This is a genomic window from Planomonospora parontospora (assembly GCA_014647935.1).
Classification (GTDB): domain Bacteria; phylum Actinomycetota; class Actinomycetes; order Streptosporangiales; family Streptosporangiaceae; genus Planomonospora; species Planomonospora parontospora.
Map to the genome: position 1 here is coordinate 405,818 of BMQD01000002.1, position 25,537 is coordinate 431,354.

The window sequence follows — 25,537 nt, forward strand, 5'->3', positions numbered from 1 at the left end:
GGGTTTTCCCGGAAGACCACCCGGATTCGGGAGGGACGGTCGACACTCATACCGTCCGGTCGGTACGCTCCGGTGGGACGAGGTGAGGAGTACCGATGGACTTCGGGTTCGACGCCAGGACCGAGGAGCTGAGGCAACGGCTGCTCGCGTTCATGGACGAGTGCGTTTATCCGGCGGAGGAGGCCTTCGAGGCCCAGGCCGCCGAGAGCGGCTGGACCGTCCCGCCGCTGCTGGAGGGGCTGAAGGCGGAGGCGCGCGAGCGCGGCCTGTGGAACCTCTTCCTGCCCGGCGAGCACGGCGCCGGGCTGACGAACCTGCAGTACGCGCCGCTGGCCGAGATCATGGGCCGGTCGCCGAGGATCGCGCCCGCCGCCACCAACTGCGCCGCCCCGGACACCGGCAACATGGAGGTCCTGGCCCAGTTCGGCGACGAGCGGCAGCGCAAGGAGTGGCTGGAGCCGCTGCTGCGCGGGGAGATCCGCTCGGCGTTCGCGATGACCGAGCCTGCCGTGGCCTCCTCCGACGCCTCGAACATCTCGCTGTCGATCACGCGCGACGGCGGCGAGTACGTGATCAACGGCCGCAAGTGGTTCGCCTCCGGCGCGATGAACCCGGACTGCCGGATCCTCATCGTGATGGGCAAGACCGACCCCGAGGCGTCGTCGCACCGGCAGCAGTCGATGGTCCTGGTCCCCACGGACACCCCGGGCGTGCACGTCCGGCGCGGCATGCACGTGTTCGGCTACACCGACGCCGACCACGGCGGGCACGGCGAGATCGACTTCACCGATGTGCGGGTGCCGGTGGCCAACCTCATCGGCGAGGAGGGCGGCGGCTTCGCCATCGCCCAGGCCCGCCTCGGGCCGGGCCGGATCCACCACTGCATGCGGCTGATCGGGATGGCCGAGCGGGCCGTCGAGCTGATGTGCGCCCGTGCCCTGGCCCGGACCGCGTTCGGCAAGCCGATCGCCCAGCAGGGCGTCGTGCAGGACTGGATCGCCGAGTCGCGCGTGAAGATCGAGCAGCTCAGGCTGCTGGTGCTGAAGACCGCCTGGCTGATGGACACGGTGGGGAACCGGGGCGCCCACACCGAGATCCAGGCCATCAAGATCGCCACTCCGCGCGAGGTGGAGTGGATCGTGGACAAGGCCATCCAGGTCCACGGAGCCGGCGGCGTCAGCCAGGACTTCCCGCTGGCCGGCCTCTGGGCCGCGGCCAGGTCGCTGCGCCTGGCCGACGGCCCCGACGAGGTGCACAAGCGTTCGCTCGCCTACCGCGAACTGAAGAAGCACGTGACTCCTCCGCTCTCCTGAACCGGAAGAGAGCGGCTTCTCGCCTCCCTCGGGAAGAGGTGGGCGACGGCCAGGCCCTGACCGTTCCGAACGAAGGAACCGCGACAGGGACGCGAGAGAGCCGTCAGGTGAATCCGGCGGTTCTGGAAGGTGATGGGAGAACGTTGATGACAGCCGAAGAAGTGGAGTCGCTGGCCAGGGAGTTCCTGGCCGCGCACGATCCGGGCGGTGACCGCCTGGAGTTCCTGCGGGCCCGGTTCGACGCGGGGCTCGCCTGGGTGCACTTCCCCGCAGGCCTGGGCGGCCTGGGCGTCCACCGGGAGCTGCAGCAGGTGGTGGAGCGCGTGCTCGCCGGGACGCCGCAGCTCGACACCGGCGTCCAGGGGATCGGACTCGGGATGGCCGCGCCGACGATCCTGGCGTTCGGCACCGAGGAGCAGAAGAAGCGCTTCCTGCGGCCGCTGTGGACGGGCGAGGAGATCTGGTGCCAGCTCTTCAGCGAGCCCGGCGCCGGTTCGGACCTGGCGACCCTCGCGACGCGCGCGGTCCGCGACGGCGACGAGTGGGTCGTGGACGGGCAGAAGGTGTGGACCTCCGGGGCGCACCACTCCCGGTGGGCGATCCTGGTCGCCCGGACCGACGCGGAGGTGCCCAAGCACCGGGGGCTGACGTACTTCGTCTGCGACATGCACGCGCCCGGCGTCGACGTCCGGCCGCTGCGGCAGATCACCGGTGAGGCGGAGTTCAACGAGGTCTTCCTGACGGGCGTGCGGCTCGGCGACGATCTGCGCCTCGGCGAGGTCGGCGACGGCTGGCGGGTCGCGCAGATGACCCTGATGAACGAGCGGGTCGCCATCGGCGGGGCCCCGGTACGGCGCGGCGGCGGCATGGCCGGCGTGGTGGCCGAGACCTGGCGGTCCCGGCCCGAACTGCGCACCCACGACCTGCACCGGAGGCTGCTCCGGCTCTGGGTGGAGGCCGAGGTGACCCGGCTGGCCGGGGCCCGGCTGCGCGAGCAGCTCGCGGCGGGGCAGCCCGGCCCCGAGGGGTCGGGCATGAAGCTCTCCTTCGCCTCGCTCAACCAGGCGCTGTCCGGGCTGGACGTCGAGCTGCGCGGGGAGGAGGGGCTGGAGTACGACGACTGGTCGTTCCGCCGCTCCGACAGCGTGGACTTCTTCGGCCGCGGCGCCGGATACCGCTACCTGCGCGCGAAGGGGAACTCGATCGAGGGCGGGACCTCGGAGATCCTGCGCAACATCGTCGCCGAGCGCGTGCTCGGCCTGCCGTCGGAGCCCCGCGTCGACAAGGACGTGCCCTGGAAGGACCTCCCCCGATGACCCCGGCGGCACGGAGCGGATCCGGAGCGGTCCGCGAGGTACGAGTGGCCCGTGCAGTGAGCGAGGAGTGGTGAGCGACCGATGACCCGGAGCGAGCCCGACGGAGTGAGCGGAGCGGTCCGCGAGGTACGAGTGGCCCGTGCAGTGAGCGAGGAGTGGTGAGCGACCGATGACACTGCTGTACACCGAGGTCGAGGAGGAGCTCCGGGCCTCCGTGCGGGACCTGCTCGCCGACCGCTGCGGGCCGGACGCCGTGCTGGCGCGGATCGAGTCGGCCGCGCCGTACGACATGGAACTGTGGAAGACGCTCTCCCGGGACATCGGGGTGGCGGGCCTGCTGGTGCCGGAGGCGCTCGGCGGGGCGGGGGCGACCGCGCGCGAGGTCGCGGTGGTGCTGGAGGAGCTGGGCCGTGCGGTCGCGCCGGTGCCGTTCCTGACCAGCGCCGTGCTGGCGACGAAGGCGCTGCTGGAGATCGGCGAGGAGGACCTGATCCAGGAGCTCGCCTCCGGTGAGGCCACGGCGGCGCTGGTGGTCCCGCTGGCCGCCTCGCCGTACCGGTCGCTGCCGGAGGGCGTCACCGTCGGCGCGGACGGCACGCTGAGCGGGCAGGTGCGCGCGGTCGCGGGCGCGGACGTCGCCGACGTGCTGCTCGTCCCGGTCGGTCCGGGCGCGCTCTACCAGGTGGAGGCAGGGGACGCCCGGATCGAGGTCGTGCCCTCGCTGGACCTGACCCGGCCCGTCGCGACGGTGACCTTCGACGGCGCCCCCGGCGAGGTACTCGGGCACTTCGAGCGGGGGAAGGTGCTGGCGTTCGGCGCCGGGCTGCTCGCCTCCGAGCAGCTGGGCGTGGCGCAGTGGTGCCTGGACACGACGCTCGCCTACATCAGGGAGCGCCACCAGTTCGCCCGGCCGATCGGCTCGTTCCAGTCGATCAAGCACCGGATGGCCGATCTCTGGCTGGACGTGGTGCGCGCCCGTGCGGCCGCCCGCAACGCCGCCGACCTGCTGGCCGAGCCCGGCGGGGACTCGCCGGAGCTGGCCGTGGCTGTGGCCAAGGCGTGGTGCTCGGAGGTGGCGCTGCACGTCGCCGAGGAGAGCGTGCAGCTGCACGGGGGCATCGGCATGACCTGGGAACACCCGGTGCACCTGTATCTCAAGCGCGCCAAGGCGGGGCAGATCGCACTGGGTTCGCCCGGCGCCCACCGCGACGCCGTGGCCGAGCTGGCGGACCTGCCCGCTCCCGCCTGATCGCCGGGCGGACCCGCCCGCTCCCGCCTGATCGTCCGGCAGGCCCGACGGCCCTGGGACTTCCTCCCCGGGGCCGCCGGGCCGGTGCTCGGCTTGCGGGCCGTTGCGGAGGCCGCGGGCCGGTCCCGAGCTCGTGGAACCGGTCCCGAGGCCGCGGGCCGGTCCTCAGCCGGCGGGGCGGTCCTGGGGCCGGAGCGAGGTGAGCAGGAGGTCGGCGTAGTAGGCGCCCAGGGCGGCGCCGGAGATCGGTCCCTCCGGGCTGTACCAGGTGTTGAGGTGGTGGACCGAGCCGAAGAAGAAGTCGACGACGATGTCGGCGGGGGTGTCGGTGCGGAAGACGCCTTCGCGCTGGCCCTCGAGGATCAGGTCCCGGAAGCGCTCGTGGTAGACGCGGCGCTCGGCCCGCACGCCCTTGCGGGTGTCGGGCGCCAGCAGATGCATCGAGCGGAAGAAGATCTTGGAGTCGTCGAGGTTCTCGACGGAGGTCTGCACGACGTCGGCGGCGGCGCCGTACAGGCGCTCGGTCACGGTGCCGGGACCGTCGGCGAACTGGACGAGCCGCTCCATCTGCATGCGGAGGACCCGGCCGTAGATTTCACGGAGCAGGTCGTCCTTCGAGTCGAAATAGTGGTACATGGCGCCTTTGGTGACGCCCGCCGCGGTGACGATCTCCTGCACCGAGGTGCTCTCGAAACCCTGCTCGGCGAAAAGGCGGGTGGCCTCGCTGAGCAGTCGCTGCCGTACCGGCTCCTGGTCCTGGGCCATGTGCTCCCCTTGTACGTGGTGGAGAAAGCATACCGACTGGTCGGTCAGAGTGCCCACCGGATGACGAAGCCGTGTTACTTGCGTCACCTTCTCCTGCCTGGAGCTCCCACTTGGGTATTTCATTATCCAAGGATCTTCAGCGTGGCAGGTCCATGCCCTTCCCATCCACTCGAACTGTGGGGGTTCGTTGTGCCTGGCGGATCTATCTACGTGCCGCCCGATGACCAGGTTCACGGGTTGTCACCGCAGGTGATGTACGAGAAGAACTGGCGCGAGGAGTCCAAAGAGCGCTGGAAGGCGCGCGGCCTCAAGGCGGCCGGAGGGCTGGTCGCGGGCATCGCGCTGGCCTACCGGTTCGGCCTGTCGCCGGTGGTGCTCGGGCCGGCGCTCGGCGTGCTGGTCGCCGTCGCCGACCTGGCCTGGGACTGGTGGTCCTTCAGGTCGACCGCGGTCTGGCGGGGCAGGCGGCGCGGCGAGACCGTCACCGCCCGGCTGCTCCGCCGTCGGCTCCGCAGGCACGGCTACCGGGTGCTCGACGGCCGGGCCGTGCCCGGGCAGGCCTCGATCGACCACCTGGTCATCGGCCCCGGCGGCGTCTGGGTCGTGGACAACGAGGCGTGGGACCCCGACACCGAGATCGCCACGTACGGCGGGCGGCTGTTCTTCGGCGAGAAGTACGGGTCGAAGGAGGCCCGGGCGCTCGTAGAGGCCGCGGAGGCGCTGGCCGGGGTGCTCAGCCGGGAGTCGGGCGTCCCCGTCGCGATCGAGCCGCTGCTGGCCGTGCACGGCGGGCAACTCGTGCACGGCACCGAGCGCCGGCGCACGGTCACCGCCGAGGGCGTCACGCTGCTCAAGCCCCGGCACGCGGCCTCCTGGATTCTCGGCGCGCCCCGCCAGGCGCTCGACGAGAGCCAGGTGGAGGTGCTCACCCGCACGGCCGCCCGGGTGCTGAGGCGTATGGGCTGACCTCCCGGTCCGATCGGCCCGGCGGCGGAGAGCCGGGCCGATCGGCTCAGGTCGCGGTCCCGGCGGCCGATGGGACGATGCGGCGTTCCCGCCCGGCGTGCTGCCGCACAGCTTCCCGGTCCCGCTATGGAAGGATCCGACGTGACCGACCTCTCCGCAGACACCGCACGGCCCGTGGTGACCGTGCACCGCAACCCGGTGCTCGGCTGGTTCGCCGACCGCCGCATCAGCGCCAAGATCATGATCACCGTGTTCGTGGTGGCGCTCATGGGCGCGGGCGTCAGCTTCGTGGCGCTGAGCCGCATGGGCGACCTGAGCGGCGACCTGCAGGCACTCCGGCAGGGCAACGTCCAGCGCCTGTCCCACCTGGGCGAGGCCCGCGGCCACATGACCGACCTGCTCCTCAACTCCAGCACCATGTACACCGTCACGGACCCGGCGGCCAAGGCGCAGCTCGCGCAGCAGCTGAACGAGGACTTCGAAGGGATCGGCCGGGCGTTCGAGGCCTACAAGGCCGTCGCCTCCGACGATGCCGAGGCGCGCAAGCACGTCGCCGCCTTCGACGAGGCGTGGCAGGCCTACCTGTCCTACGTCTCCGGCACGCAGTCCACGGGCGACCCCCAGGACCTCACCCCGGAGGCGCTCGCCCAGTTCGACAAGGTCATGAAGGCCTTCACCGCCGCGATGGACAACCTGACGACGTTCGAGACGAGCAACGCCGAGACGGTCGCCGCCACGGCGATCGACGAGTACGAGAGCTCCCGGGTCCTCATCCTGACGCTGGTGACGGTGGGCCTGCTGCTCGCCCTGGCCCTGTCCCGGGTGGCGGCCCGCCAGATCGTCCGCGCCCTGAACGCCGTCTCCCGGGTGCTGGACGCCACGGCCCGGGGCGACCTCACCCAGAAGGCCGAGATCACCTCGCGGGACGAGGCCGGTGCGATGGCGGTCGCGGTCAACCAGGCCAACGACGCCGTCCGGCGGACCATCGAGGCGCTGGCGGAGAACGCCGACACGCTGGCCGCCAGCTCGACCGAGCTGTCGGCGGTCAGCGACCGGATCGCCGCCTCGGCCGACGAGGCGTCGGCTCAGGCGAGCAACGTCGCCGGGGCGGCCGGGCAGGTCTCGCAGAACGTGCAGACCGTCTCAGCGGGTTCGGAGGAGATGGGATCGTCCATCCGGGAGATCGCGCACAACGCCGGTGAGGGCGCCAAGGTCGCCGCGCAGGCGGTCGAGGTGGCGGAGTCGACCAACGAGACCGTCGCCAAGCTCGGCGCCTCGTCGGCGGAGATCGGCAGCGTGATCAAGACCATCACGAGCATCGCCGAGCAGACGAACCTGCTGGCGCTCAACGCCACGATCGAGGCGGCCCGGGCCGGGGACGCGGGCAAGGGCTTCGCGGTCGTGGCCGGTGAGGTCAAGGACCTGGCCCAGGAGACGGCCAAGGCCACCGAGGACATCTCCAAGCGGGTCGAGGCCATCCAGGCCGACACCGAGAGCGCGGTGACGGCGATCGCCGAGATCAGCTCGATCATCAGCAGGATCAACGACTACCAGCTGACCATCGCCTCGGCGGTGGAGGAGCAGACCGCCACCACCAACGAGATGAACCGCAGCGTGGCCGACGCGGCCCAGGGCAGCGCGGACATCGCGGCCAACATCGCGGTGCTGGCCGACGCGGCCCAGGTCACCGCCGGGGGCGTGGGCGAGAGCCGACGGGCCGCGGCCGAGCTGGCCGGGCTGTCGACCCGGCTGCACCAGCTGGTCTCCGGCTTCCGCTACTGAGACGGCGGCGGGCGGCGTCGCGGGGCTCGGCGCCCCCACTCCCCGTTCTCCCGCCGGCAGGCCGCGGGGAGAACGGGGAGTGGGGGCGCCGGACGACCGGCGCCCCCTCGGGCCGCCCCCAGGCGAGTTCCTCGATCCCCTCGGGCCGCCCTCAGGCGAGTTCCTCGATGAAGGCCGAGAGCTGGACGACGTTCCGGCACTCGTACATCGGGACGATCCCGCCGTAGGCCGTCGCCGAGGAGTCCCCGGTGTCCCACTGGGCGACCGGCTCGGGGTTGAGCCAGTAGGCGTGCCGGGCACCGGCGCTCAGGCGCCTCAGGGTCTCCAGGGCGGGCGGCTGGTAGTTGGACCGGGCGTCGCCCAGGATCAGCAGCGAGGTCCTCGGCCCGACGGCGTCGCCGTACCGCTCGGCGAAGCGTTCGAACGCGCGGCCGTAGTCGGTGCGGCCGAACCGCACCATGTCGGCCTCCCGGGCCAGCCGGGTCATGGCCTCGGCCACGTCGGCGCCGGGGACGAAGAAGCGGGTGATCTCGTCCACGGTGTCCACGAAGCCGAACGCGCGGACCTTGGTGAACTGCTCGCGCAGCGCGTAGGTCAGCAGCAGCGTGAAGTGGGCGAAGGAGGCGACCGAGTCGCTGACGTCGCAGAGCACGACGAGCTCGGGCTTGTGCGGGCGGCGCGGCTTGAGGTGGGTGGTCAGCGGGACGCCGCCGGTGGACAGCGAGGCCCGGACCGTGCGGCGGAAGTCCAGGCGGCCGCGGTGCCCCAGCCGGTGCTTGACGGTCAGCCGCGCGGCCAGGCGGCGGGCGAGCGGGTGCACCTCCCGGCGCAGCCTGGCCAGGTCGGCCTTGGTGGTCCGGAGGAAGTCCACCTGTTCCAGCGGGGGCCGTACGGCGGAGCGCGCGATCCGCTCGATCCCCGACTCCTCGGCGATGCGGCGCCGGACGTCGGTGGAGACGGCCTCCTCGAACCGCCGGATGCCGCGGGTGACGCGCTCGCGGGCGACCTTCTCGGCCAGGCCGCCGCGCTCGGCCCCGGCCAGGACCTCGGCGAGCAGCCGGGCCATCAGGGTCTCGGGGGACAGGGCCCGCAGCACCGGGTAGGAGAACCAGTTCTGCCGGCCGGGGCTCGCGGGCTGGCGGCCGAACCGCTCGACCATCTCCCGGGCGAACGCGTCCAGCTCCCCGGGCCGCTCGCCCGCCTCCAACAGCAGCTCGGCCAGCCGGTCCCGCAGCTCGGGGATCCCGGCGGTCCGCGGATCGGGTCCGGAGGCGGGGCGGGAACCGTACAGGCCGGTGGTGGAGGCGGGGAACCACAGGTCGAACAGGGTGTCGAAGCCGGGCCGGTGCGAGGGCCGCTTGACCAGCGTCGCCGCGTAGGCGGCGCGCAGCGACTCCCGCTCGGTCAGGTCGATCACCTGCAGCGCCCGCGCCGCGTCCAGCCCCTCGGCGGGCGACACGGGCAGCCCCGCCTCGCGCAGCGCGTGCACGAAGCCGACATGCCGGTCCAGCAGGCTCACAGGCCGAGCTCCTTGCGGGCCCGCTGCTGGTCGGAGGCGTGCTTGAGGACCACGCCGAGGGTCGCGCCGGTCGTCTCCTCGTCCAGCTCGGTCCGGCCCAGCGCGAGCAGGGTGTTGGCCCAGTCGATCGTCTCGGCGATCGAAGGGGACTTCTTCAGCTCCAGGGTGCGCAGCGTGGCGACCGTGCGGGCGAGCTGCTCGGCCAGGCCCGCCTCGATCGCGGGCACCTGGGCCAGCACGATGTCCCGCTCGCGCTCCGGCGACGGGTACTCCAGGTGCAGGTAGAGGCAGCGCCGCTTGAGCGCCTCCGACAGCTCGCGGGTCGCGTTGGAGGTCAGCACGACGTACGGCCTGCGCACGGCGGTGATCGTGCCCAGCTCGGGGATGGTGACCTGGAAGTCGGAGAGGATCTCCAGCAGCAGCCCCTCGACCTCGACGTCGGCCTTGTCCGTCTCGTCGATCAGCAGGACCGTGGGGGTCTCGGAGCGGATGGCCGCCAGCAGCGGCCGCTCCAGCAGGAACTCCTCGGTGAAGATGTCGTCGTGGGTGGTGTCCCAGTCCTGGCCGCCCGCGGCCTGGATGCGCAGGAGCTGCTTCTTGTAGTTCCACTCGTACAGGGCGCGGGCCTCGTCCAGGCCCTCGTAGCACTGGAGGCGGACGAGCCGCGCCCCGGTGACGGCGGCGACGGCCTTGGCCAGCTGGGTCTTGCCCACGCCCGCGGGTCCCTCGGCGAGCAGGGGCTTGCCGAGCGCGGCGGCGAGGAAGACCGAGGTCGCGATGGCGTCGTCGGGGAGGTAGTCGACGGCGGCGAGGCGCTCACGGACGTCGGCGGGCGAGGCGAACCACATGTGTGCTCCCGGGCAGAACCGAATGTTGTTCTAGCCTAGCGGGTCGAACCCGTCGATTTCGAAGCACGCCCGCGGATGCGCTACTCTTCAAGTGCTTCACGCGCCGCTAGCTCAGTTGGTTAGAGCAGCTGACTCTTAATCAGCGGGTCCGGGGTTCGAGTCCCTGGCGGCGCACCATCCCGCCGGTCCGCCGGCGGATCCGGAATCGGCCCGCCTGATCGGCGGGCCGATTTCGTTTGCGCGGGTCTTCCTCGTCTTCTCCCGGCTCGTCGTCCGGGCTCCGTGAGGACTCATGTGCCTGGACCTTCCGGTGACTCATGCGTCCGGGTCGGGGTGGAGGCACGCCGGCGTGCGGGCCTCCGTCGTCGTCGGTGGGCGTGTCCCGGACGCGTCGGCGGACGCGTCACCGGACCCGCCGCCGGGTGTCGGTGGACTCCCGGTGGGTGTCGGTGGACGGTGGTGTCGGTGGACTCAGAGCCGGGTCATCTTGGCGAACGGCGTGGTGATCCGCCGCTGCTCGGGGCCGAAGTCGACGAGCACGGCGAGCTCGTCCTCGACTCCGATGACCACGCCGAGGCCGTACTTGTCGTGGCTCACGCGGTCGTTCAGGGCGTACTGCTCGACGGGGGGCGGCGGCACGATGGTGCGGTTGAAGGGACTGCCAGGCAGGATGCGCCGGGTCGCGGCGTGGGACGATTTCATCTTTCCCAGTATGCGCCCATTGGGGGTAAGCATGGGACGTTTCCCCCGGTGAATCGCGCCGGGACATCTGTTCGTGATGCTCACGGCCGCGAAGAATCCGGTATGGTACCCGCCCCCGGAGGGCGGAAGCCGTACCGGCGAGGGACGCCGGGAGCGGCATTCCCGGCCCGACAGAGGTCCAACTGCTCCCCATTCCGGGTCCGCGGTCCCTGACTCCGGAGCCGGGGGCGGAGCAAGCTGGAGATATGCAGCGTTCCTCTGGGGTGGGTGAGTGGCGGACGCCGCCGGTGGTCTCCGGCGAGGACGCCCGGGACGCGGGCACGGCGCTGGACGACGTCTTCGCGCAGGCGTCCCGGTGGCCGGACCGCGCCGCGGTGAGCCGCAAGGCGGCCGGAGTCTGGACGCCGAGGTCGAGTCGCGCCGCCGGGAGCTGACCGCCGGGGACCTCGCCACGATCGTCTACACCTCGGGCACCACCGGTCCCGCGAAGGGCTGCATGATCACCCATGCGAACCTGGCGGCGGAGGTGCGGAACGTGACGCGCGTCGAGGGCGTCGGCGAACTGGTCCTGCACGAGAACGCCTCGGGCCTGCTGTTCCTGCCGCTGGCCCACGTCTTCGCGCGCGCCGTCCAGCTGGCCGCCCTGCACCGGGGCGTACTCGTCGGATACAGCCCCGACATGAAGGACGTCCCGGCCGAACTGCGGGCCTTCCGGCACACCCTCATGCTCATCGTGCCCCGGGTGCTGGAGAAGGCCTACAACGCCGCGCTGCTCAAGGCCGAGAGCGAGGGGCACGGGAAGCTGTTCGCGATGGCCGCCGACACCGCCGTGGCCTACAGCCGAGCGCTCGGCCGAGGCGGTCCGGGCCCGCTCCTGCGGCTCCGGCGGGCGGTGTTCGACCGGCTGGTGTACGCCAAGCTGCGCGCCGCCATGGGCGGCCGGGCGCGGCACGCCGTCAGCGGCGCCGCCCCCCTCGGCGTCCGGCTGGGCCATTTCATGCGCGGTGCGGGGATCACCGTGGTGGAGGGCTGGGGGCTGACCGAGAGCACGTCCGGGCACACGCTCAACCCGCCCGCCCGGCCGCGCATGGGCACCGTGGGCCCGCCGCTGCCCGGCTACGCCGTACGGGTGGCGCCCGACGGGGAGCTCCTGCTCAAGGGACCGAACGTGTTCCGAGGGCACTGGCGCAACCCGGAGGCCACCGCTGAGGCGTTCGACGCCGACGGCTGGCTGCGCACCGGCGACCTCGGCGAGCTGGACGCCGACGGGTTCATACGCGTCACCGGCCGCAAGAAGGAGATCATCGTCACCGCCTCCGGCAAGAACGTCGCCCCGGCGGTCATCGAGGACCGCCTGCGCGCCCACTGGCTCGTCGACCAGTGCGTCGTCGTGGGGGAGGGCCGGCCGTACGTGGGCGCTCTGGTCACGGTGGATCCGGAGTCCTTCCCGCGCTGGAAGCACGACCACGGCAAACCGCCGGAGGCGGAGCTCTCCGAGCTGCGTGACGACCCCGACCTGCTGCGCACGATCCAGGAGGCCGTCGACGTGGCCAACCGGGCGGTGTCGCGGGCCGAGGCGGTCAAGCGCTTCCGCCTCCTGGAGGGCGTCTTCACCGTCGGCAGGGAGCTCACCCCCACGCAGAAGGTCCGGCGCCACTACGTGCTGGACCGGTACGCCCACGAGGCCGACGCCCTCTACGGCACGGCCTGACCCGCCGTTCAGGCGGGCGGGCGGACCCTGCGGTTGCGGACGGCGTCATCGCGGTCGAGGTGGGACAGGACGGCCGCGAGCAGCGCGCGGGTCTCGGCGATCCGGTCCGCGCCGAACCGCTCCGCCAGCTCGGCGTCCAGCGCGGCGCGGTGGGCGCGGGCCGCCTCGACGGCGGCCGCGCCGTGCGGCGTCAGGCGGAGGAGGCGGGTGCGGGCGTCGCCGGGGGCCGGCTCGCGGGTGAGCAGACCGCGGCGCTCCATGTCGGTGACGGCCTTGGACGCCGCCTGCTGGGTGACGCCCATGCACCGGGCCAGGGCGGTGACGGACAGCGGTTCGCGCAGGAGGTGCTGGATGACCACGCCGTCGTTGAAGCGCAGGTCGCTGAAGCCGGCGTCGGTCAAGCGGCGTTGCACCTCGTCCGTCATGGCCCAGCCGGCGAACAGGGTCACCAGAGACAGATCGAGGTTCTTCGCACTAGGATGCACAGCCATGGTTGTGCATCCTATCGTCCCGCCCGCCGGACTCCTCGACGAGTTCGTGAGGATCGCGCACCGCATCGTGTGGTGCACGCTGGCCACCGTGGACAGCCGCGGCCGGCCGCGCTCGCGTGTCATGCACCCGTACTGGGAGCGGACCGGCGAAGGCGTCGTCGGATGGGCGTTCACCCGGCCCACCCCGCTCAAGGTGGCGCACCTGTCGCGCCATCCGTACGTGTCGTGCTCGTACTGGGACCCGGCCCAGGAGGTGGCGGTGGCCGAGTGCGACGCGGCCTTCGCCGGCGACGAGGAGACGCGGAAGAAGGTGTGGGACCTGTTCGCGAGCGCCGACGAGCCGCTCGGTTACGACCCGCGCATCCTGGGCGGGCAGGACCACCGGGACGAACGCATCACCGTGCTCAAGATGACGCCCTGGCGGCTCGGCACGCTCAAGGAATCGTGGCAACGTCCCGCCTGACCGGTCATGACGCGGCCATGGCCTTCCGCCGTGCGGCTCGGCTCACCGACCGCGCCGGTGGCGGGCCGTACGGCGGGCCCGGCCTCTGGAGCGTGGTGGAGGGGGAGGCCGTTCCCACTCGATGGGATCCGCTTCTGATCTGCTTCTCACCTGTGAACCGCGACCCGGCCACAGAGAACGCGCTGGAATGTCTCCAGTGGGTCCGCGGAGAGGTCACCGCCCGAAGCGATCGCCACGGTGTGGCCCGGATCCTGGAAGCCGTCAGGTGAGGGGGTCGAACTCGCCGGACTTGACGCCGCCCTCGTTGAGCTTCCGGATCAGCTCCGCCCGCTCGCGGAGCTTGGAGGCCCCGGTCCTGCCTCGGTCGGCGATCCGGATGATCTCCCTGGGTGCGTCGGTGCCGATGCCGTACCGGTGGAGTTTCCCGCCGAGCTCCTCACCGAGCACGGTCAGCCGGTCGGCCCCGTCGCGCAGGGCGGCGGCCTGCTCCAGCCGCTCGGGGTCGATCCCGTTTAACCCGGCGGATGTCACGGCCCCTCCCCGATCGTGGCCGCGATGCCCGTCCTCTCCAGAGCCCCGAGCCGCGAGAAAAGGTCAAATATCACCCTGGATGCCCCTGATTCGAGCCGACAAGACTCCATTTCTCATTACCGGATGCCCGAGATTACCGCTGCCGCCTTGGCCTTTCGGGTGATTCCCACTCGGCACAGGCCGATCGAGTCGACCTGACGGGCGACGCCTGGGACGCCGTCGTCGACGGGGCCATCGATACGGAGGATATGGGACTACACTTTACAGAAGTGTAGTCCCATATCCATGGAGTGCTGGTGGACAAGCCTGCCATGATGTTCGACCGTGACCACGAGTGGGCCGCGCTGGCGCGGTTCGTCACCGATCCGCAGCCGGGTGCGACCCTGGGCGTGGTCTCCGGGCGCCGCCGCCAAGGCAAGACCTTCCTGCTGGACGCGGTGTGCACGGCCGCCGGAGGCTTCTATTTCGGTGCGACCGAGGCCACGGACTCCGAGTCGCTGCGGAGGATCAGCGCCGCGCTCACCGCCTACGGCTCGCCGCCCACGCCGTACCACTTCACGGACTGGTTCGAGGTGGTGGACGCGCTGCTCGCGCTCGGACGCGACCGCCCGGTGCCGGTGGTCATCGACGAGTTCCCCTACCTCGCCAAGGCCAACGCCGAGCTGCCCTCGATCATCCAGCAGGCCTTCCGCCCGCTGCGCCGGGAGCGCTCCGAGTCGCGGACGCGGCTGCTGCTCTGCGGATCCGCGCTCTCCCTCATGGGGAAGCTGCTCGCCGGAAACGCCCCGCTGCGCGGCCGGGCCGGTCTCGAACTGGTCGTGCGCACGCTGGACCACCGGCTCGCCGCCCGGTTCTGGGAGATCACCGACCCGCACCTGGCGCTGCGGGTGAACGCGATCGTCGGCGGCACGCCCGCCTACCGCAAGGAGTTCGCCCGGGGAGACAGTCCGAGTGGGCCGGAGGACTTCGACGACTGGGTGGTCCGCACCGTGCTGAGCCCGGAGAGCCCCCTGTTCCGCGAGGCGAGATACCTGCTGGCGGAGGAGCCGGACCTGCGGGACACCACCCTGTACCATTCGGTGCTCGCGGCGGTGGCCGAGGGCAACGCCACCCGCAGCGGCATGGCCGGATATCTGGAGCGGAAGGCCGCGGACATCGCGCATCCGATCAACGTCCTGGAGGACGCCGGGCTGCTCCACCGCGACGCGGACGTCTTCCGGGACAACCGCCCCGCCTACCGGATCGCCGAGCCCCTGGTCGGCTTCTACCACGCCGTCATGCGGCCGGTCTGGGACCAGCTGGAACGCCCCGGCTCGGCCGGACGGATCTGGCAGGCCAGCCGTCGCCGCTTCGCGAGCAACATCCTGGGGCCGCACTTCGAGCAGGTCTGCCGGGACTGGGCGTCGCACCACGCCGACCCCGACCTCCTGGGCGGCCTGCCCGCGCGGGTCGGGCACGGCGTCGTCAACGACGCGGCCCGCCGTACCGGTCACGAGGTCGACGTCGCGGTGGTCGGCATCGGTGACGGGCGGAAGGCGCCGCTGCTGCTGATCGGCGAGGCGAAGTGGAACGACGTCATGGGGATGGGGCACCTGGACCGGCTGAGGCACGTCCGCTCCCTCGTCGCCTGCGGGGGCCGCTACGACACGGCCCCGACCCGGCTCGCCTGCTTCAGCGGCGCGGGATTCACCGACGAGCTGCGGGCCCTCGCTGCCCGGAGCGACTCCGACGTCCTGCTCGTGGACCTGGCGGAGCTCTACGGGGAACCGTGACCGCGCCGTCGGGGACGCCGTCCGGGACGCTCCGCCCGCCGGCCGCCCGGTGAAGCCGGGGCCTCGCCGGGGGTGTGAGCCGTACCGGTGACACCGGTACGGCTGTTCCCGTCAGCGCGCCTGGAGGAGGCCCAGCCGCCTGTTGCGGGGCTTCTCGGACAGGGTCTGCAGGCGCTTGCCGGAGGGGGAGAGGACCACCAGCGTGTTGGCGGTCCGGCCCGCGACCCGGACGGCCAGGCGGCCGTCGCGCAGGTACAGGGCGCCGATCAGCCTGCCCCGGACCGGGAGGGCGATCTTCTTCCCGGTCCGCGTGTCGTACACCGACGGGGTGAACTCCGTCGGCCAGGAGCCGTCTCCGGCGGCGTCGTCCGGGCCGATCGCGTGCACCACGACGCGGCGGCCGTCGGGGGACAGGCCCGCCACGTGGTTGGCCAGCCTGATGCCGGGGACCCGCCGGGAGGTGCGGGAGGCGGTGTCCAGGAGATGGACGCCCTCGGTGGTCCCGGCGTATCCGGCGAGGGTGCGGCCGTCGGCGGACCAGGTCAGGTGGCAGACGCCGAGGGTCGCGCCGACCTTGTCCAGGCCCCTGCCGTCCGCGCCGACCACCGCGACGGTCAGCCTGTCGGCCTGACCGGCCAGAGGGAAGGCGATCCGCCGGGAGTCGGCCGACCAGGCGGGGGTCAGGCAGGGACCGCCGGCGGCCGCTCCCCGGGCGACGACCTTGTCGGAGGCCTTCCCGGAGCCGGCGGCGGAGACGTGCAGGCGCCCCCTGCCGTCGATCCAGGCGACCTTCCGGCCGTCGGGGGAGACGGAGAACTGCCCGTAGCCGGAGCGGTCGGTCCAGAGGGCCCGTCCGCTCTCCGTCACCAGGCGGACACCGCTGCCGTAGCCGAGGTAGACGCCCCCGCCGGTCAGCGGAGCCGGCGCGGCCTGCGCGGGCGCGCTCCGGGCGGGTACGGCCTGCTCGGATACGACCTGCGCTGATTCGGCCTGCGCGGACGTGCTCCGAGCCGGTACGGCCTGCGCGGGCCCGGCGAGTGCGGCAGCCGTCGCGGTGGACACGGCGAGTGCGGTGAGTACGGCGCCTGCGGCGAGGGCCCGGTGCTTCACGATGTTCTTCCCCCAGAGTTTCGGTACCCGTCAGCGGACCCGACCCGTTGAGACCTGTCTGTTCCCGTCGATCCGTCCGAGGCGGAACCCGGAGGCTTCATCGCCCGAGCCGGTGATCGTCGGGACACCGCCATGAATCCTCGCACACCGCTGCGGGAGAGCAGTGCCTGATGCCAAATCATCATTTGCTGCCCTTGTAGACATATGGGTTTTCTGCGGCGGCCGACGAGGCCTGTGAGCATAGGCTGGCTGGGAGAGCGGCCCTCAGCCTGGGGCGTCGACCGTGTCCGGTCCCGGAGGCTGATCGCGCGGTGTCCCTCCTGGTGATCTGTGGTGTTCACCGATCGTGGGCCGCAAAGGGGGCAATCGTAATGATCATGAAGATTAGGCGTGCCGCAGTGGTCGCGGGCGCCGTCGCGGCCCTCGGACTCGCCGGGCACGGCGGGGCTCTGGCCGACAGCGACCACCCGTACCCCTACGGAGGCTCCGGTTACTCCCAGGGCGGTTACGGGGGCTACGGGAACCACGGCGGTTACGGGAACTACGGCGGCTACGGCAAGCACAAGAACAAGTACGGGGGTTACGGGAACCACGGCGGCTACGGTTACGGCGGTTACGGGAACCACGGCGGCTACGGTTACGGCGGCTATGGCAAGCACAAGGACAAGTACGGGGGTTACGGGAACTACGGAGGATACGACCGTGACCACGGCTACGGCGGCTACGGGCACCACGGCAAGCACAAGCACCACGGACGCCGCTGAGACCACCCGATCCGGCCCGTCACGCGGGAGGGAACCGGCCCCGTGCCGGGACGGGTCCGGGAGGAGCCGGACGGCCCGTGCGCTCTCGGGGCGCACGGGCCGTTCTTCCGCCGGAGGAGGCCGGTGAAGGGGCGGATCCGATGATCCGACGGGGCTCGGAGACCCGGCGTTCCGGCCGGATCCGGAGCCTCCCGCCTTTCCGCCCGGGAGATCAGCGCCGCCGCGAGCGGCTCAGGGGCAGGGAGCGGACCAGGGCGCGGGTCTCCTCCCGGCGGTCCCGGGCGACGAGCGCGAGCACGGCGCCGAACGCGACCGGGAGCAGGGCCCAGGCGGGCTCGATCACCAGGATCTGGGTCAGGGCGGCGCCGGCCATCAGGCCGATGAGCCCGGTCGCCGCGGCCCCGGCCAGCCGCGGGATCAGCAGGCCGATCCCGCCCGCAAGCTCGACGACGCCGGTCACGTACCGGAACCACTGACCCCAGCCGATCAGCTCGAAGGTCTCCACCGCGTTCTGCTCGCCGACGAGCTTGGGCAGGGCGGAGGCGACGACCAGGAACAGCGCGATGAGGATCTGCAGGGTCCACAGGACCTTGCGGGCGGTGCCGCGGGAAGAACCGCGGGGGGTGCCGTGCGGGGCACCGTGACGGCCGGCGGCGTCCGTGGTGCCGGTGCCGGTGCCGGTGCCGGTTCCGATACCGGTTCCCGCGGCGGTGGCGTCGGTGTCGGCGGTGGTGCCGGTGGCGGGGATCTGTGCGGCGGCCATGGCGGCTGTCCTTCCGGATGCTGGTCTTCCTGCTCTCTGACCACGCGTCGAACGGGTGACGGCCCGTTCGACACGGCTCCGGGTTTTTCCCGGGACTTTTTCCGGCGGCCGCTCGCCGCCCGCATGGGAGGAGGGTCGTCGCAGGTCAGGAGGGTGTGCATGCGGCGGCACGGGACAGCAGGAGGGTGCGTTCTGGGAGGTTGCGGGTGAGGGAGGCCGCGCGTTCGAACTCCGTACGGGCCTCGTCGAGGCGGCCCAGCCGGGCGAGCAGGTCCCCGCGCACGGACGGCAGCAGGTGGTAGTCCTTGAGCGCGGGCTCCGAACCGAGGGCGTCGACGACCTCCAGCCCGCGCGCCGGGCCGTACGCCATGCCGAGCGCGACGGCGCGGTTGAGCTCGACCACCGGCGAGGGGGTCAGCCGGACGAGCAGTTCGTAGAGGGCGGCGATGCGCGCCCAGTCGGTCTCCTCGGCGGTGCGGGCCTGCGCGTGGCAGGCGGCGATCGCGGCCTGCAGGACGTACGGGCCGGGGGGTGCGCCGAGCTTCTCCGCGCGCAGCAGCGCCGCGAAGCCGCGCCGGATCAGCAGCCGGTCCCACAGACCGCGGTTCTGGTCGAGGATCCGGACGGGTTCGCCGGACGGGCCGGTGCGCGCCCGGGTGCGCGAGGCCTGGATCTCCATCAGCGCGACGAGACCGTGGACCTCGGGCTCCTGCGGGGCGAGCCCGGCCAGGACGCGGCCGAGGCGCAGCGCCTCCTGGCAGAGGTCCACCCGCATCCACGAGGTGCCGCCGCTCGCGGCGTAGCCCTCGTTGAAGATCAGGTAGACGACCTCCAGGACCGAGGCCAGCCGGTCGGCGCGCTCGGCGCCCTCGGGCACCTCGAACGGCACCCCCGCCTCGGCGAGCGTGCGCTTGGCGCGGACGATCCGCTGCGCGACGGTCGCCTCGGGGACCAGGAAGGCGCGGGCGATCTCCTCGGTCGTCAGGCCGCCGAGCAGGCGGAGCGTGAGCGCGGCGCGCGCCTGGGCGGACAGGACGGGGTGGCAGGCGGTGAACACCAGCCGGAGGAGGTCGTCCTCGATGGGGTCGGTGTCCAGGACGGCGTCGAACTCCGGGGCCGGATCCTCGTCCTCGAGCCCGTGCCCGATCTCCTCCAGCTTGCGCTCCAGCCGCTGCTGCCGGCGGATCCGGTCGACGGCCCGGCGCTTGGCGACGGCCATGAGCCAGGCACCCGGGTTGTCCGGCGTGCCTGACTCCGGCCACTGTTCGAGCGCCGCGACCAGGGCGTCCTGCGCCAGCTCCTCGGCCAGGCCGATGTCGTGCACCATCCGCGCGAGGCCGGCGATGATCCGGGCCGCCTCCATCCGCCAGACCGCGTCGATCGCCCCGTGCGCATCACTATGCGCGTCCCGGTGCGTCTCCCGCCGGGGGTCAGAGGCCGTCACCCCGACGATGAGAGCACCGGCGGGACCGCCTGCGCAAGTTCCGCCGCGGGCTCCGGTGCGGGATCTACCGTGGGCCCGGTGTGGGCCGAGGAACGGGCCCGCGGCTCACACCGTCCCGGAGGACCCGGGCGGGCTCACCGCCCGGGCATCGGGTCCTCGGGACCGAACACCTGCTGGATCACGCCCGCGCCGTCGCCGGCGATCCGCCAGAAGCGCTTGGACAGCTCGACCGCCTCCTCCTTGGTGCGCGTCTCGATGAGCGCGAACCCGACGACGGCCTCCTTGGCCTCGGTGTACGGGCCGTCGGTCACGGTGACCTTGCCGCCGGAGGACGTGATGCGGGTGGCCCGGGGGTCCAGGCCGCCGGTGGCCAGCAGCACCCCCGCCCGGCTCATCTCCTCGATGAACCGGCCCATCTCGGCCATCAGCCGCTCGTCCGGGACGCTCTCGGTCTCGGTGGTCATCATGAGGAACCGCATCGTGGTGCTCCCTGTCGTTGCGGCCGGGTCGGTTCCCGGCCTCCCGCTGACGCGTCGAACGGGCGGCGGTCCGTTCGACACGGCTCCCGGAATTCTTTCCGGGTTCTCTCCGGGGCGTCCACGATGCGGGGCGGACCCGGCCCGGGCTGCGGCGCGAAGACGCGGGCGGCGGCGGGTCCTGGGACCCGCCGCCGCGCCCTGCGTGCTCCCGGCCGCTACCTGTCGGCCGGCTCCCCCGCGGGGGCGTCGGTCTCGGGGCGGTCCTGCGCGCGGTCGTCTCCGGAGCCGAGCTCCTCACGCAGCCGCTCGAGATCGATGTGGTGACTGCTGTACTTCAGCTGGCGAGCGACCTTCGTCTGCTTCGCCTTGGCGCGACCCCGTCCCATTGGCTGCACTCCCTCACGTAGACCGTGCCCGGCCTCTCGTCATTGTCGCATCGCGGGCCAGCGCGGCCCGGTATCCCGGGCCGGTCCTCGCTCGCCGGTGACCTTACCCGGCGTGCCCCGCCCGGTCCTGACCTGATCCGGATCGGGACCTGGGCCGGCGGGGGAGACCTCCGGGAGCGGACCACCGCCGCCATCTTACCCAAGCCCCTTACGACTTGAAGAATTACGCAATTGGCGAGTTTGTAAGTAGCATGTTCCCGCCACCCGGGCGCCGGTGCACCGGCGCCGGTCCGCGGGAAGTCCACCGGAAGTCCACGGGAAGCAGGATGCATGAGCGAGTTCACGGCTGAGTTGCTGGCGCGTATCGACGAGGTCGACGCGGAGTTGCGGCTCGTGCGCCAGGCGCACGACGACCACGCGGTCGAGGTCCTGTCCGGCCGCCTGGACAACCTGCTGCGCATCGCCGGGCAGCACGGCGTCGAGGTGCGGCACGGGGTCGGCGCGCCCGCCGGCGAAACGGCGTGATCATGGCGGTGCCGCTCAACCAGGCCAAGGCGGAGTTCTTCCGCACGCTCGGGCACCCGGTCCGCATCCGGGTGCTGGAGCTGCTCCAGACCGGTCCGCTGCCGGTCCGGGACCTCCTCGCCGCGGTCGACGTCGAGGCGTCCAACCTCTCCCAGCAGCTGGCGGTGCTGCGCCGGGCCGGGATCGTGGGCGCCACGCGCGAGGGGACCACCGTCGTCTACGCCCTGTCCACCCCGGACGTGGCGGAGCTGCTGGTCGCGGCGCGGCGGATCCTCGCCGACCTGCTGGCCGGGCAGGGAGAACTCCTGGCCGAGCTGCGCGCCGAGGCCCGCAGATGAGCACGACCCCCGGCGCGGTCCCCGGTACGGTCGCCGACCCGGCCTCGGGCCCGGTTCCCGATACGGTCACCGGTCCGGCCTCGGGTACGGGGACCGTACCGGTTCCCGGCCCGGTCCCCGGTGCGGCCTCCGCCGGTGCGCTGCTGCGCGACCGCTTGACCGGTCTGCTGCCCCGCCGCTCGGACTGGGCGCCGGCCCGCCGGAACCCGCGCCGGGACCTGCTGGCCGGACTGACCGTGGCGGTCGTGGCACTGCCCCTCGCGCTGGCCTTCGGGGTCAGCTCCGGACTGGGCGCCTCGGCCGGGTTGGCGACCGCCGTCGTGGCGGGGGCGCTGGCGGCGGTCTTCGGTGGGAGCAACCTGCAGGTCTCCGGCCCCACCGGGGCGATGACCGTGGTGCTGGTGCCGATCGTGCATCAGTTCGGTGCGAGCGGAGTGCTGACGGTCGGGCTGCTGGCCGGGGTGATCCTCATCGGGCTCGCCGTGGCGAGGGTCGGCCGCTACATCCGGTTCATGCCCACCTCGGTCATCGAGGGCTTCACCGCCGGGATCGCCGTGGTGATCGCGCTGCAGCAGGTCCCCGCGGCCCTCGGAGTGGCGGGGATCGACGGCGAGCGGGTCTGGCAGGTGGCGGCCGGAGCCGTCGCCGCGTACGCCGCGGCCCCGGCCGTCGCCCCCCTGCTCATGGCCGTCGCCGTGGCCGGGCTCATGCTGGCCGGTGCCCGCCGGCGGCCCGGCGTGCCGTTCTCGTTGGTCGGCGTGGTGCTGGCCACCCTGGTGGCCGAACTCGCCGGGCTCGACGTGGCCCGGATCGGGGCGCTCCCCGCCGGGCTGCCCGCGCCCTCCCTCGGCTTCCTGGACCCCGGGGCGATCACCGCGCTGATCCCGGCCGCGCTGGCCGTGGCCGCGCTGGCCGCGCTGGAGAGCCTGCTGTGCGCCTCGGTCGCCGACGCGATGAGCGTCAACGAGAAGCACGACCCCGACCGGGAGCTCTTCGGCCAGGGGATCGCGAACCTGGCCGCGCCGCTGTTCGGCGGCGTCCCGGCCACCGCCGCGATCGCCAGGACCGCCGTCAACGTGCGCTCCGGCGCCCGCTCGCGCCTGGCCTCGCTCAGCCACGCGGTCGTGCTGGCGGTGATCGTGCTGGCCGCCTCCGGACTCGTCGGACGCATCCCGCTGGCGGCGCTCGCCGGGGTGCTGCTGGCCACGACCGTGCGGATGGTGGAGGTCGGCTCCCTGCGCGCGATCGCCCGGGCGACGCGCGGCGACGCGATCGTCATGATCCTCACGTTCGCCGTCACCGTCGCGCTCGACCTGGTGACGGCCGTCGCCGTCGGCATCGGCGTGGCGATCGTCCTGGCGCTGCGCGCGATCGCCAGGACCGCCCAGGTGGAGCAGGTGCCGCTGGAGACCGGCGACCACGACGACGAGGAGGAGCGGCGGCTGCTCGATGAGCACATCGTCGCCTACCGGTTCGACGGGCCCCTGTTCTTCGCCGCCGCGCACCGCTTCCTGCTGGAGCTTTCGGAGATCTCCGACGTGCGGGTGGTGATCCTGCGGATGTCCCGCGTCTCGACCCTCGACGCCACCGGCGCGCAGGTCCTGGGCGACGCGATCACCCGCCTGGAGGGCCGCGGCATCACCGTGCTGCTGTCGGGCATCCGGCCGGGCCACGACCAGGTCCTGGCCGCGCTCGGCGTCGCCGAGCACCTGCGCCGCGACGGGCTGGTCTTCCCCGGCACCCCGGCGGCCATCGCCCACGCCAGGGGTCTGCTCACCCCCGTTCGCGGGCCGAGGCCCGCAGGTCCTCCAGGAGCTCCGCCTGCCCGGACAGCACGCCGGTGAGGATGGACCGGGCCACGGCGAGGAGGTCGGCGAGGCCCGGATGGGTCAGCGAGTAGTAGACGGTGGAGCCCTCCTTGCGGGCCGCGACGAGGTTCGCCCGCCGGAGCACCGCCAGCTGCTGAGACAGGTGCGCCGGCTCTATGCCGACCTCGGGGAGCATCTCCGCGACGGAGTGCTCGCGCTCGCTGAGGAGCTCCAGCACCCGGATGCGCGAGGGGTGCCCGAGCGTCTTGAAGAACTCCGCCTTCAGCTGGTACAGCGGTGCGCTCACCGCGGCGCCCTCCCTCCCGTGGCACTGCCGTCTCCCGCGGCCCTGCGTGGACGTCCGTACGGGCTCCGCGCGGACGGCCGCGCCGCCCGGACCCCGGATCCCGGTGGGCACCGGAGCGGCCACCGCGTCGCGACCGCCTCCCGCACGCCCCGGCACTCCGGGCAATTGCCAACTTTAGCAACGCCGCACCCGGGGAAGGCGCCTCCGCGGGACGGCACTCCGCTGGTAGATGGAATTATGGCGAGTTGTCCCTGGCCGGGCATCGGTGGCTTCCGCCGTGCGCGTGGCGACCGGCAGGCAAAATTGGGGCGTGGTCGGGATCGGGACGGTTGAGATGGGTGACTGCGAGCGTGAGCGGCTTCCGCCGTTGCTGGGGCAGCTGTTCGCCGACGGCGGCGAGGGGCGGACCCTCGCGGTCGAGCTGCCGACCGGAGACCTGGTCTGGCCCGACCCCGGTTACACGTCGCTGCTGACGACTTCGTACCATCAGCCGGCGTTCTGGCTCAGCGACACGGTCGTCTCCGCCGAGCTGTGGACCAGGCTGCGGGCCGAGCACCCGCACTCGGGCCTGTGGCCGGTGCTGCTGGAGGACACCGTCCAGCCGTGGACGGCCGGCCAGATCGCTCCGGACGCCCCCGCCGAGATCGACAACTACAACACCGCCGCGTTCATGGCCGAGGTGTGGGCCGACTGGATCGAGAAGGCCCACCCCGGCCAACTGGAGATCCTGGACCCGTTCGGCCCGCGGTGCCCCGGTCCGGCCGGGCCGGGGACGCCGATGGCGGACCCCGACGTGGTCGCCGACTGGTACGCCGGGCTCGTGGCCGAGCGCCGCACTCCCCTCGGCCTGGTGGCCGTGGACCGGGGGGCCGACGCGCTGGCGGCCATGGGCTGGCAGGGCGCGCTGAACCACAACGAGTGGATGGTCCCGCTGGCGGCCGTGGTGCGCAGCTGGGAGGACCGGTTCGGCGCGCGGGTGGTCGGCATGGGCTTCAACACCCTGGACCTGAGCGTCGCGGCCCCTCCGGTCACGCGGGAGCACGCCCTGCACCTGGCCGCCGAGCACTGGACGTTCTGCCCCGACAGCATCGTGCAGGGAGCCGGGACGCTGATCGACTACGCCGAGCAGATCATGGGCAGGAACGCCTGGTCGTTCTGGTGGGACTGAGCCCCGTCCGCCCGTCCGGCGGGCTCGGCGCGAGGAGGCCGCCGGGGGCCGCCGCTGTGATCGCGATCGTGAACAGAACATGGCTCTTGTCGCGACGCTTCCAGAATGAGATTCTGTTCCGACGGACGAGCACGGTGGGAGTGAGATGGCTCTGCGCGCCTCGGCGAACGGCATCGAGATCGCCTATGACACCTTCGGGTCCCCGGGAGGGCGCCCGCTGCTCCTGATCATGGGGCTGGGCTCCCAGATGATCCACTGGGACGAGGAGTTCTGCACGCTGCTCGCGGACGGGGGGCACCACGTCATCCGGTTCGACAACCGGGACGTGGGCGAGTCCACCCACTTCCACGACGCGGGCACGCCCTCCTTCGGCCCCGTTTCCAGTGCGGACGCGCCGTACCTGCTCGGCGACATGGCGGACGATGCCGCCGGGCTGCTCGACGCGCTCGGCCTGGAGTCGGCGCACGTGGCCGGCGTCTCCATGGGCGGGATGATCGCCCAGGCGATGGCCATCCGCCACCCGGACCGGGTGCGCAGCCTGACCTCGATCATGTCCACGCCGAGCCCGCAGGCCGCCCCGCCCACCGAGGCGGCCATGGCGGCGCTCATGTCGCCGCCCTCGCCCGACCGGGAGACCGCGATCGCGCGGGCGCTGGAGACCTGGAAGGTCATCGCCTCGCCGGGCTACCCCTTCGACGCCGACCGGATCGCCCGGCTCGCGGGCCTGAGCTACGACCGCGCCTACGACCCCGCCGGGGTGGCCCGGCAGCTCGCCGCGATCATGGCCTCGGGCGACCGCGCGCCGCTGCTCAAGGAGCTGTCGGTGCCGGCCCTGGTCCTGCACGGGGAGCAGGACCAGCTCGTGCCGCTGCCCGGCGGGATCGCCACGGCGGACGCCGTGCCCGGCGCCAGGCTGGTCACCTACCCGGGCATGGGGCACGACCTGCCGCGCCCGCTCTGGCCGGAGTTCGCCGCCGAGATCGGCGGCCTGACCGCCACCGCGGAGCGCTAGGCCCG

27 protein-coding genes and 1 tRNA gene are annotated in these 25,537 nt (G+C 72.6%); 16 read left to right on the forward strand and 12 right to left on the reverse strand.

Features of this window, described 5'->3' with window-relative positions:
- The first annotated feature begins 95 nt into the window (after positions 1-95).
- The 3 genes from IEZ07_RS04895 (at position 96) to IEZ07_RS04905 (ending at position 3,878) form a co-directional block, all read left to right on the forward strand.
- Positions 96-1,313, forward strand: a complete 1,218-nt coding sequence (locus tag IEZ07_RS04895; protein ID WP_068903312.1) for an acyl-CoA dehydrogenase family protein — start codon at positions 96-98, stop codon at positions 1,311-1,313.
- Positions 1,314-1,459: 146 nt separating this feature from the next.
- The gene (locus IEZ07_RS04900) at positions 1,460-2,629 is read left to right on the forward strand and encodes an acyl-CoA dehydrogenase family protein (protein ID WP_191893668.1); all 1,170 of its coding nucleotides are present in this window, start codon (positions 1,460-1,462) and stop codon (positions 2,627-2,629) included.
- A gap of 169 nt (positions 2,630-2,798) precedes the next feature.
- A complete protein-coding gene (locus IEZ07_RS04905) occupies positions 2,799-3,878 on the forward strand; it encodes an acyl-CoA dehydrogenase family protein (RefSeq protein WP_191893669.1) in 1,080 nt (359 codons plus the stop codon).
- A 165-nt stretch (positions 3,879-4,043) separates the two neighbouring features.
- Here the strand turns inward: IEZ07_RS04905 and IEZ07_RS04910 are convergent, their stop codons facing one another.
- A complete protein-coding gene (locus IEZ07_RS04910) occupies positions 4,044-4,643 on the reverse strand; it encodes a TetR/AcrR family transcriptional regulator (protein WP_068903316.1) in 600 nt (199 codons plus the stop codon).
- A gap of 237 nt (positions 4,644-4,880) precedes the next feature.
- On the opposite strand from IEZ07_RS04910, the gene IEZ07_RS04915 reads away from it, so the two are divergent.
- Entirely contained in the window at positions 4,881-5,609 is a 729-nt protein-coding gene (locus tag IEZ07_RS04915; protein WP_239319387.1) for a nuclease-related domain-containing protein, read from the forward strand.
- A 141-nt stretch (positions 5,610-5,750) separates the two neighbouring features.
- Entirely contained in the window at positions 5,751-7,391 is a 1,641-nt protein-coding gene (locus IEZ07_RS04920) for a methyl-accepting chemotaxis protein (RefSeq protein WP_191893671.1), read from the forward strand.
- Between the two features lie 151 nt (positions 7,392-7,542).
- Here the strand turns inward: IEZ07_RS04920 and IEZ07_RS04925 are convergent, their stop codons facing one another.
- The gene (locus tag IEZ07_RS04925; RefSeq protein WP_191893672.1) at positions 7,543-8,910 is read right to left on the reverse strand and encodes a vWA domain-containing protein; all 1,368 of its coding nucleotides are present in this window, start codon (positions 8,908-8,910) and stop codon (positions 7,543-7,545) included.
- A complete protein-coding gene (locus IEZ07_RS04930; protein WP_191893673.1) occupies positions 8,907-9,758 on the reverse strand; it encodes an AAA family ATPase in 852 nt (283 codons plus the stop codon). The genes IEZ07_RS04925 and IEZ07_RS04930 overlap by 4 nt, the downstream gene beginning before the upstream one ends.
- A 100-nt stretch (positions 9,759-9,858) precedes the next feature.
- Between IEZ07_RS04930 and IEZ07_RS04935 the strand changes: the two genes are divergently transcribed.
- Positions 9,859-9,935, forward strand: a tRNA-Lys gene (locus IEZ07_RS04935).
- Positions 9,936-10,229: 294 nt separating this feature from the next.
- On the opposite strand, the gene IEZ07_RS04940 is transcribed toward IEZ07_RS04935, so the two are convergent.
- Complete coding sequence (locus IEZ07_RS04940) at positions 10,230-10,460, reverse strand: hypothetical protein (RefSeq protein ID WP_196469648.1); 231 nt, start codon at positions 10,458-10,460, stop codon at positions 10,230-10,232.
- Between the two features lie 245 nt (positions 10,461-10,705).
- Between IEZ07_RS04940 and IEZ07_RS35445 the strand changes: the two genes are divergently transcribed.
- Positions 10,706-10,894: a hypothetical protein gene (locus tag IEZ07_RS35445; protein ID WP_204054239.1), complete on the forward strand. Its 189-nt coding sequence runs from the start codon at positions 10,706-10,708 to the stop codon at positions 10,892-10,894.
- On the forward strand, positions 10,816-12,171 hold the full coding sequence (locus IEZ07_RS04945) for an AMP-dependent synthetase/ligase (RefSeq protein WP_204054238.1): 1,356 nt from the start codon (positions 10,816-10,818) through the stop codon (positions 12,169-12,171). The genes IEZ07_RS35445 and IEZ07_RS04945 overlap by 79 nt, the downstream gene beginning before the upstream one ends.
- 8 nt (positions 12,172-12,179) lie before the next feature.
- Here the strand turns inward: IEZ07_RS04945 and IEZ07_RS04950 are convergent, their stop codons facing one another.
- Complete coding sequence (locus tag IEZ07_RS04950; protein WP_191893676.1) at positions 12,180-12,662, reverse strand: MarR family winged helix-turn-helix transcriptional regulator; 483 nt, start codon at positions 12,660-12,662, stop codon at positions 12,180-12,182.
- Here IEZ07_RS04950 and IEZ07_RS04955 point away from each other — a divergent pair.
- Complete coding sequence (locus IEZ07_RS04955; protein WP_191893677.1) at positions 12,661-13,125, forward strand: pyridoxamine 5'-phosphate oxidase family protein; 465 nt, start codon at positions 12,661-12,663, stop codon at positions 13,123-13,125. The genes IEZ07_RS04950 and IEZ07_RS04955 overlap by 2 nt on opposite strands.
- Positions 13,126-13,386: 261 nt before the next feature.
- Here the strand turns inward: IEZ07_RS04955 and IEZ07_RS04960 are convergent, their stop codons facing one another.
- Entirely contained in the window at positions 13,387-13,656 is a 270-nt protein-coding gene (locus IEZ07_RS04960; RefSeq protein ID WP_191893678.1) for a hypothetical protein, read from the reverse strand.
- Between the two features lie 296 nt (positions 13,657-13,952).
- Here IEZ07_RS04960 and IEZ07_RS04965 point away from each other — a divergent pair, with 296 nt between their 5' ends.
- Positions 13,953-15,428, forward strand: coding sequence for an AAA family ATPase (locus tag IEZ07_RS04965; protein ID WP_191893679.1), 1,476 nt, complete (start codon positions 13,953-13,955; stop codon positions 15,426-15,428).
- Positions 15,429-15,539: 111 nt separating this feature from the next.
- On the opposite strand, the gene IEZ07_RS04970 is transcribed toward IEZ07_RS04965, so the two are convergent.
- Positions 15,540-16,538 carry a TolB family protein gene (locus IEZ07_RS04970; protein ID WP_191893680.1) on the reverse strand — a complete coding sequence of 333 codons (999 nt, stop codon included), beginning with the start codon at positions 16,536-16,538 and terminating at the stop codon, positions 15,540-15,542.
- 377 nt (positions 16,539-16,915) lie between these two features.
- On the opposite strand from IEZ07_RS04970, the gene IEZ07_RS04975 reads away from it, so the two are divergent.
- On the forward strand, positions 16,916-17,302 hold the full coding sequence (locus IEZ07_RS04975) for a hypothetical protein (protein WP_191893681.1): 387 nt from the start codon (positions 16,916-16,918) through the stop codon (positions 17,300-17,302).
- 211 nt (positions 17,303-17,513) lie between these two features.
- On the opposite strand, the gene IEZ07_RS04980 is transcribed toward IEZ07_RS04975, so the two are convergent.
- From IEZ07_RS04980 to IEZ07_RS04995, 4 genes are all read right to left on the reverse strand, one after another.
- Positions 17,514-18,065: a DoxX family protein gene (locus IEZ07_RS04980; protein ID WP_191893682.1), complete on the reverse strand. Its 552-nt coding sequence runs from the start codon at positions 18,063-18,065 to the stop codon at positions 17,514-17,516.
- Between the two features lie 145 nt (positions 18,066-18,210).
- The gene (locus IEZ07_RS04985) at positions 18,211-19,428 is read right to left on the reverse strand and encodes an RNA polymerase sigma factor (RefSeq protein WP_191893770.1); all 1,218 of its coding nucleotides are present in this window, start codon (positions 19,426-19,428) and stop codon (positions 18,211-18,213) included.
- A gap of 215 nt (positions 19,429-19,643) precedes the next feature.
- Complete coding sequence (locus IEZ07_RS04990; protein ID WP_191893683.1) at positions 19,644-19,988, reverse strand: YciI family protein; 345 nt, start codon at positions 19,986-19,988, stop codon at positions 19,644-19,646.
- Positions 19,989-20,203: 215 nt separating this feature from the next.
- The gene (locus IEZ07_RS04995) at positions 20,204-20,374 is read right to left on the reverse strand and encodes a DUF3073 domain-containing protein (RefSeq protein ID WP_084009001.1); all 171 of its coding nucleotides are present in this window, start codon (positions 20,372-20,374) and stop codon (positions 20,204-20,206) included.
- A gap of 330 nt (positions 20,375-20,704) precedes the next feature.
- Between IEZ07_RS04995 and IEZ07_RS05000 the strand changes: the two genes are divergently transcribed.
- From IEZ07_RS05000 to IEZ07_RS05010, 3 genes are read left to right on the forward strand one after another with little or no spacing between them, the layout of a single operon-like run.
- The gene (locus tag IEZ07_RS05000; protein WP_068903334.1) at positions 20,705-20,899 is read left to right on the forward strand and encodes a hypothetical protein; all 195 of its coding nucleotides are present in this window, start codon (positions 20,705-20,707) and stop codon (positions 20,897-20,899) included.
- A 2-nt stretch (positions 20,900-20,901) separates the two neighbouring features.
- On the forward strand, positions 20,902-21,237 hold the full coding sequence (locus IEZ07_RS05005) for an ArsR/SmtB family transcription factor (protein WP_068903481.1): 336 nt from the start codon (positions 20,902-20,904) through the stop codon (positions 21,235-21,237).
- On the forward strand, positions 21,234-23,081 hold the full coding sequence (locus IEZ07_RS05010; protein WP_191893684.1) for a SulP family inorganic anion transporter: 1,848 nt from the start codon (positions 21,234-21,236) through the stop codon (positions 23,079-23,081). The genes IEZ07_RS05005 and IEZ07_RS05010 overlap by 4 nt, the downstream gene beginning before the upstream one ends.
- On the opposite strand, the gene IEZ07_RS05015 is transcribed toward IEZ07_RS05010, so the two are convergent.
- A complete protein-coding gene (locus tag IEZ07_RS05015; protein WP_191893685.1) occupies positions 23,011-23,352 on the reverse strand; it encodes an ArsR/SmtB family transcription factor in 342 nt (113 codons plus the stop codon). The two genes, IEZ07_RS05010 and IEZ07_RS05015, sit on opposite strands and share 71 nt — an antisense overlap.
- Positions 23,353-23,629: 277 nt before the next feature.
- On the opposite strand from IEZ07_RS05015, the gene IEZ07_RS05020 reads away from it, so the two are divergent.
- Together IEZ07_RS05020 and IEZ07_RS05025 are read left to right on the forward strand one after the other, a co-directional pair.
- On the forward strand, positions 23,630-24,520 hold the full coding sequence (locus IEZ07_RS05020) for a DUF4253 domain-containing protein (protein ID WP_231647617.1): 891 nt from the start codon (positions 23,630-23,632) through the stop codon (positions 24,518-24,520).
- Positions 24,521-24,665: 145 nt separating this feature from the next.
- Positions 24,666-25,532, forward strand: coding sequence for an alpha/beta fold hydrolase (locus tag IEZ07_RS05025; RefSeq protein ID WP_191893686.1), 867 nt, complete (start codon positions 24,666-24,668; stop codon positions 25,530-25,532).
- The last annotated feature ends 5 nt before the right edge of the window (positions 25,533-25,537 follow it).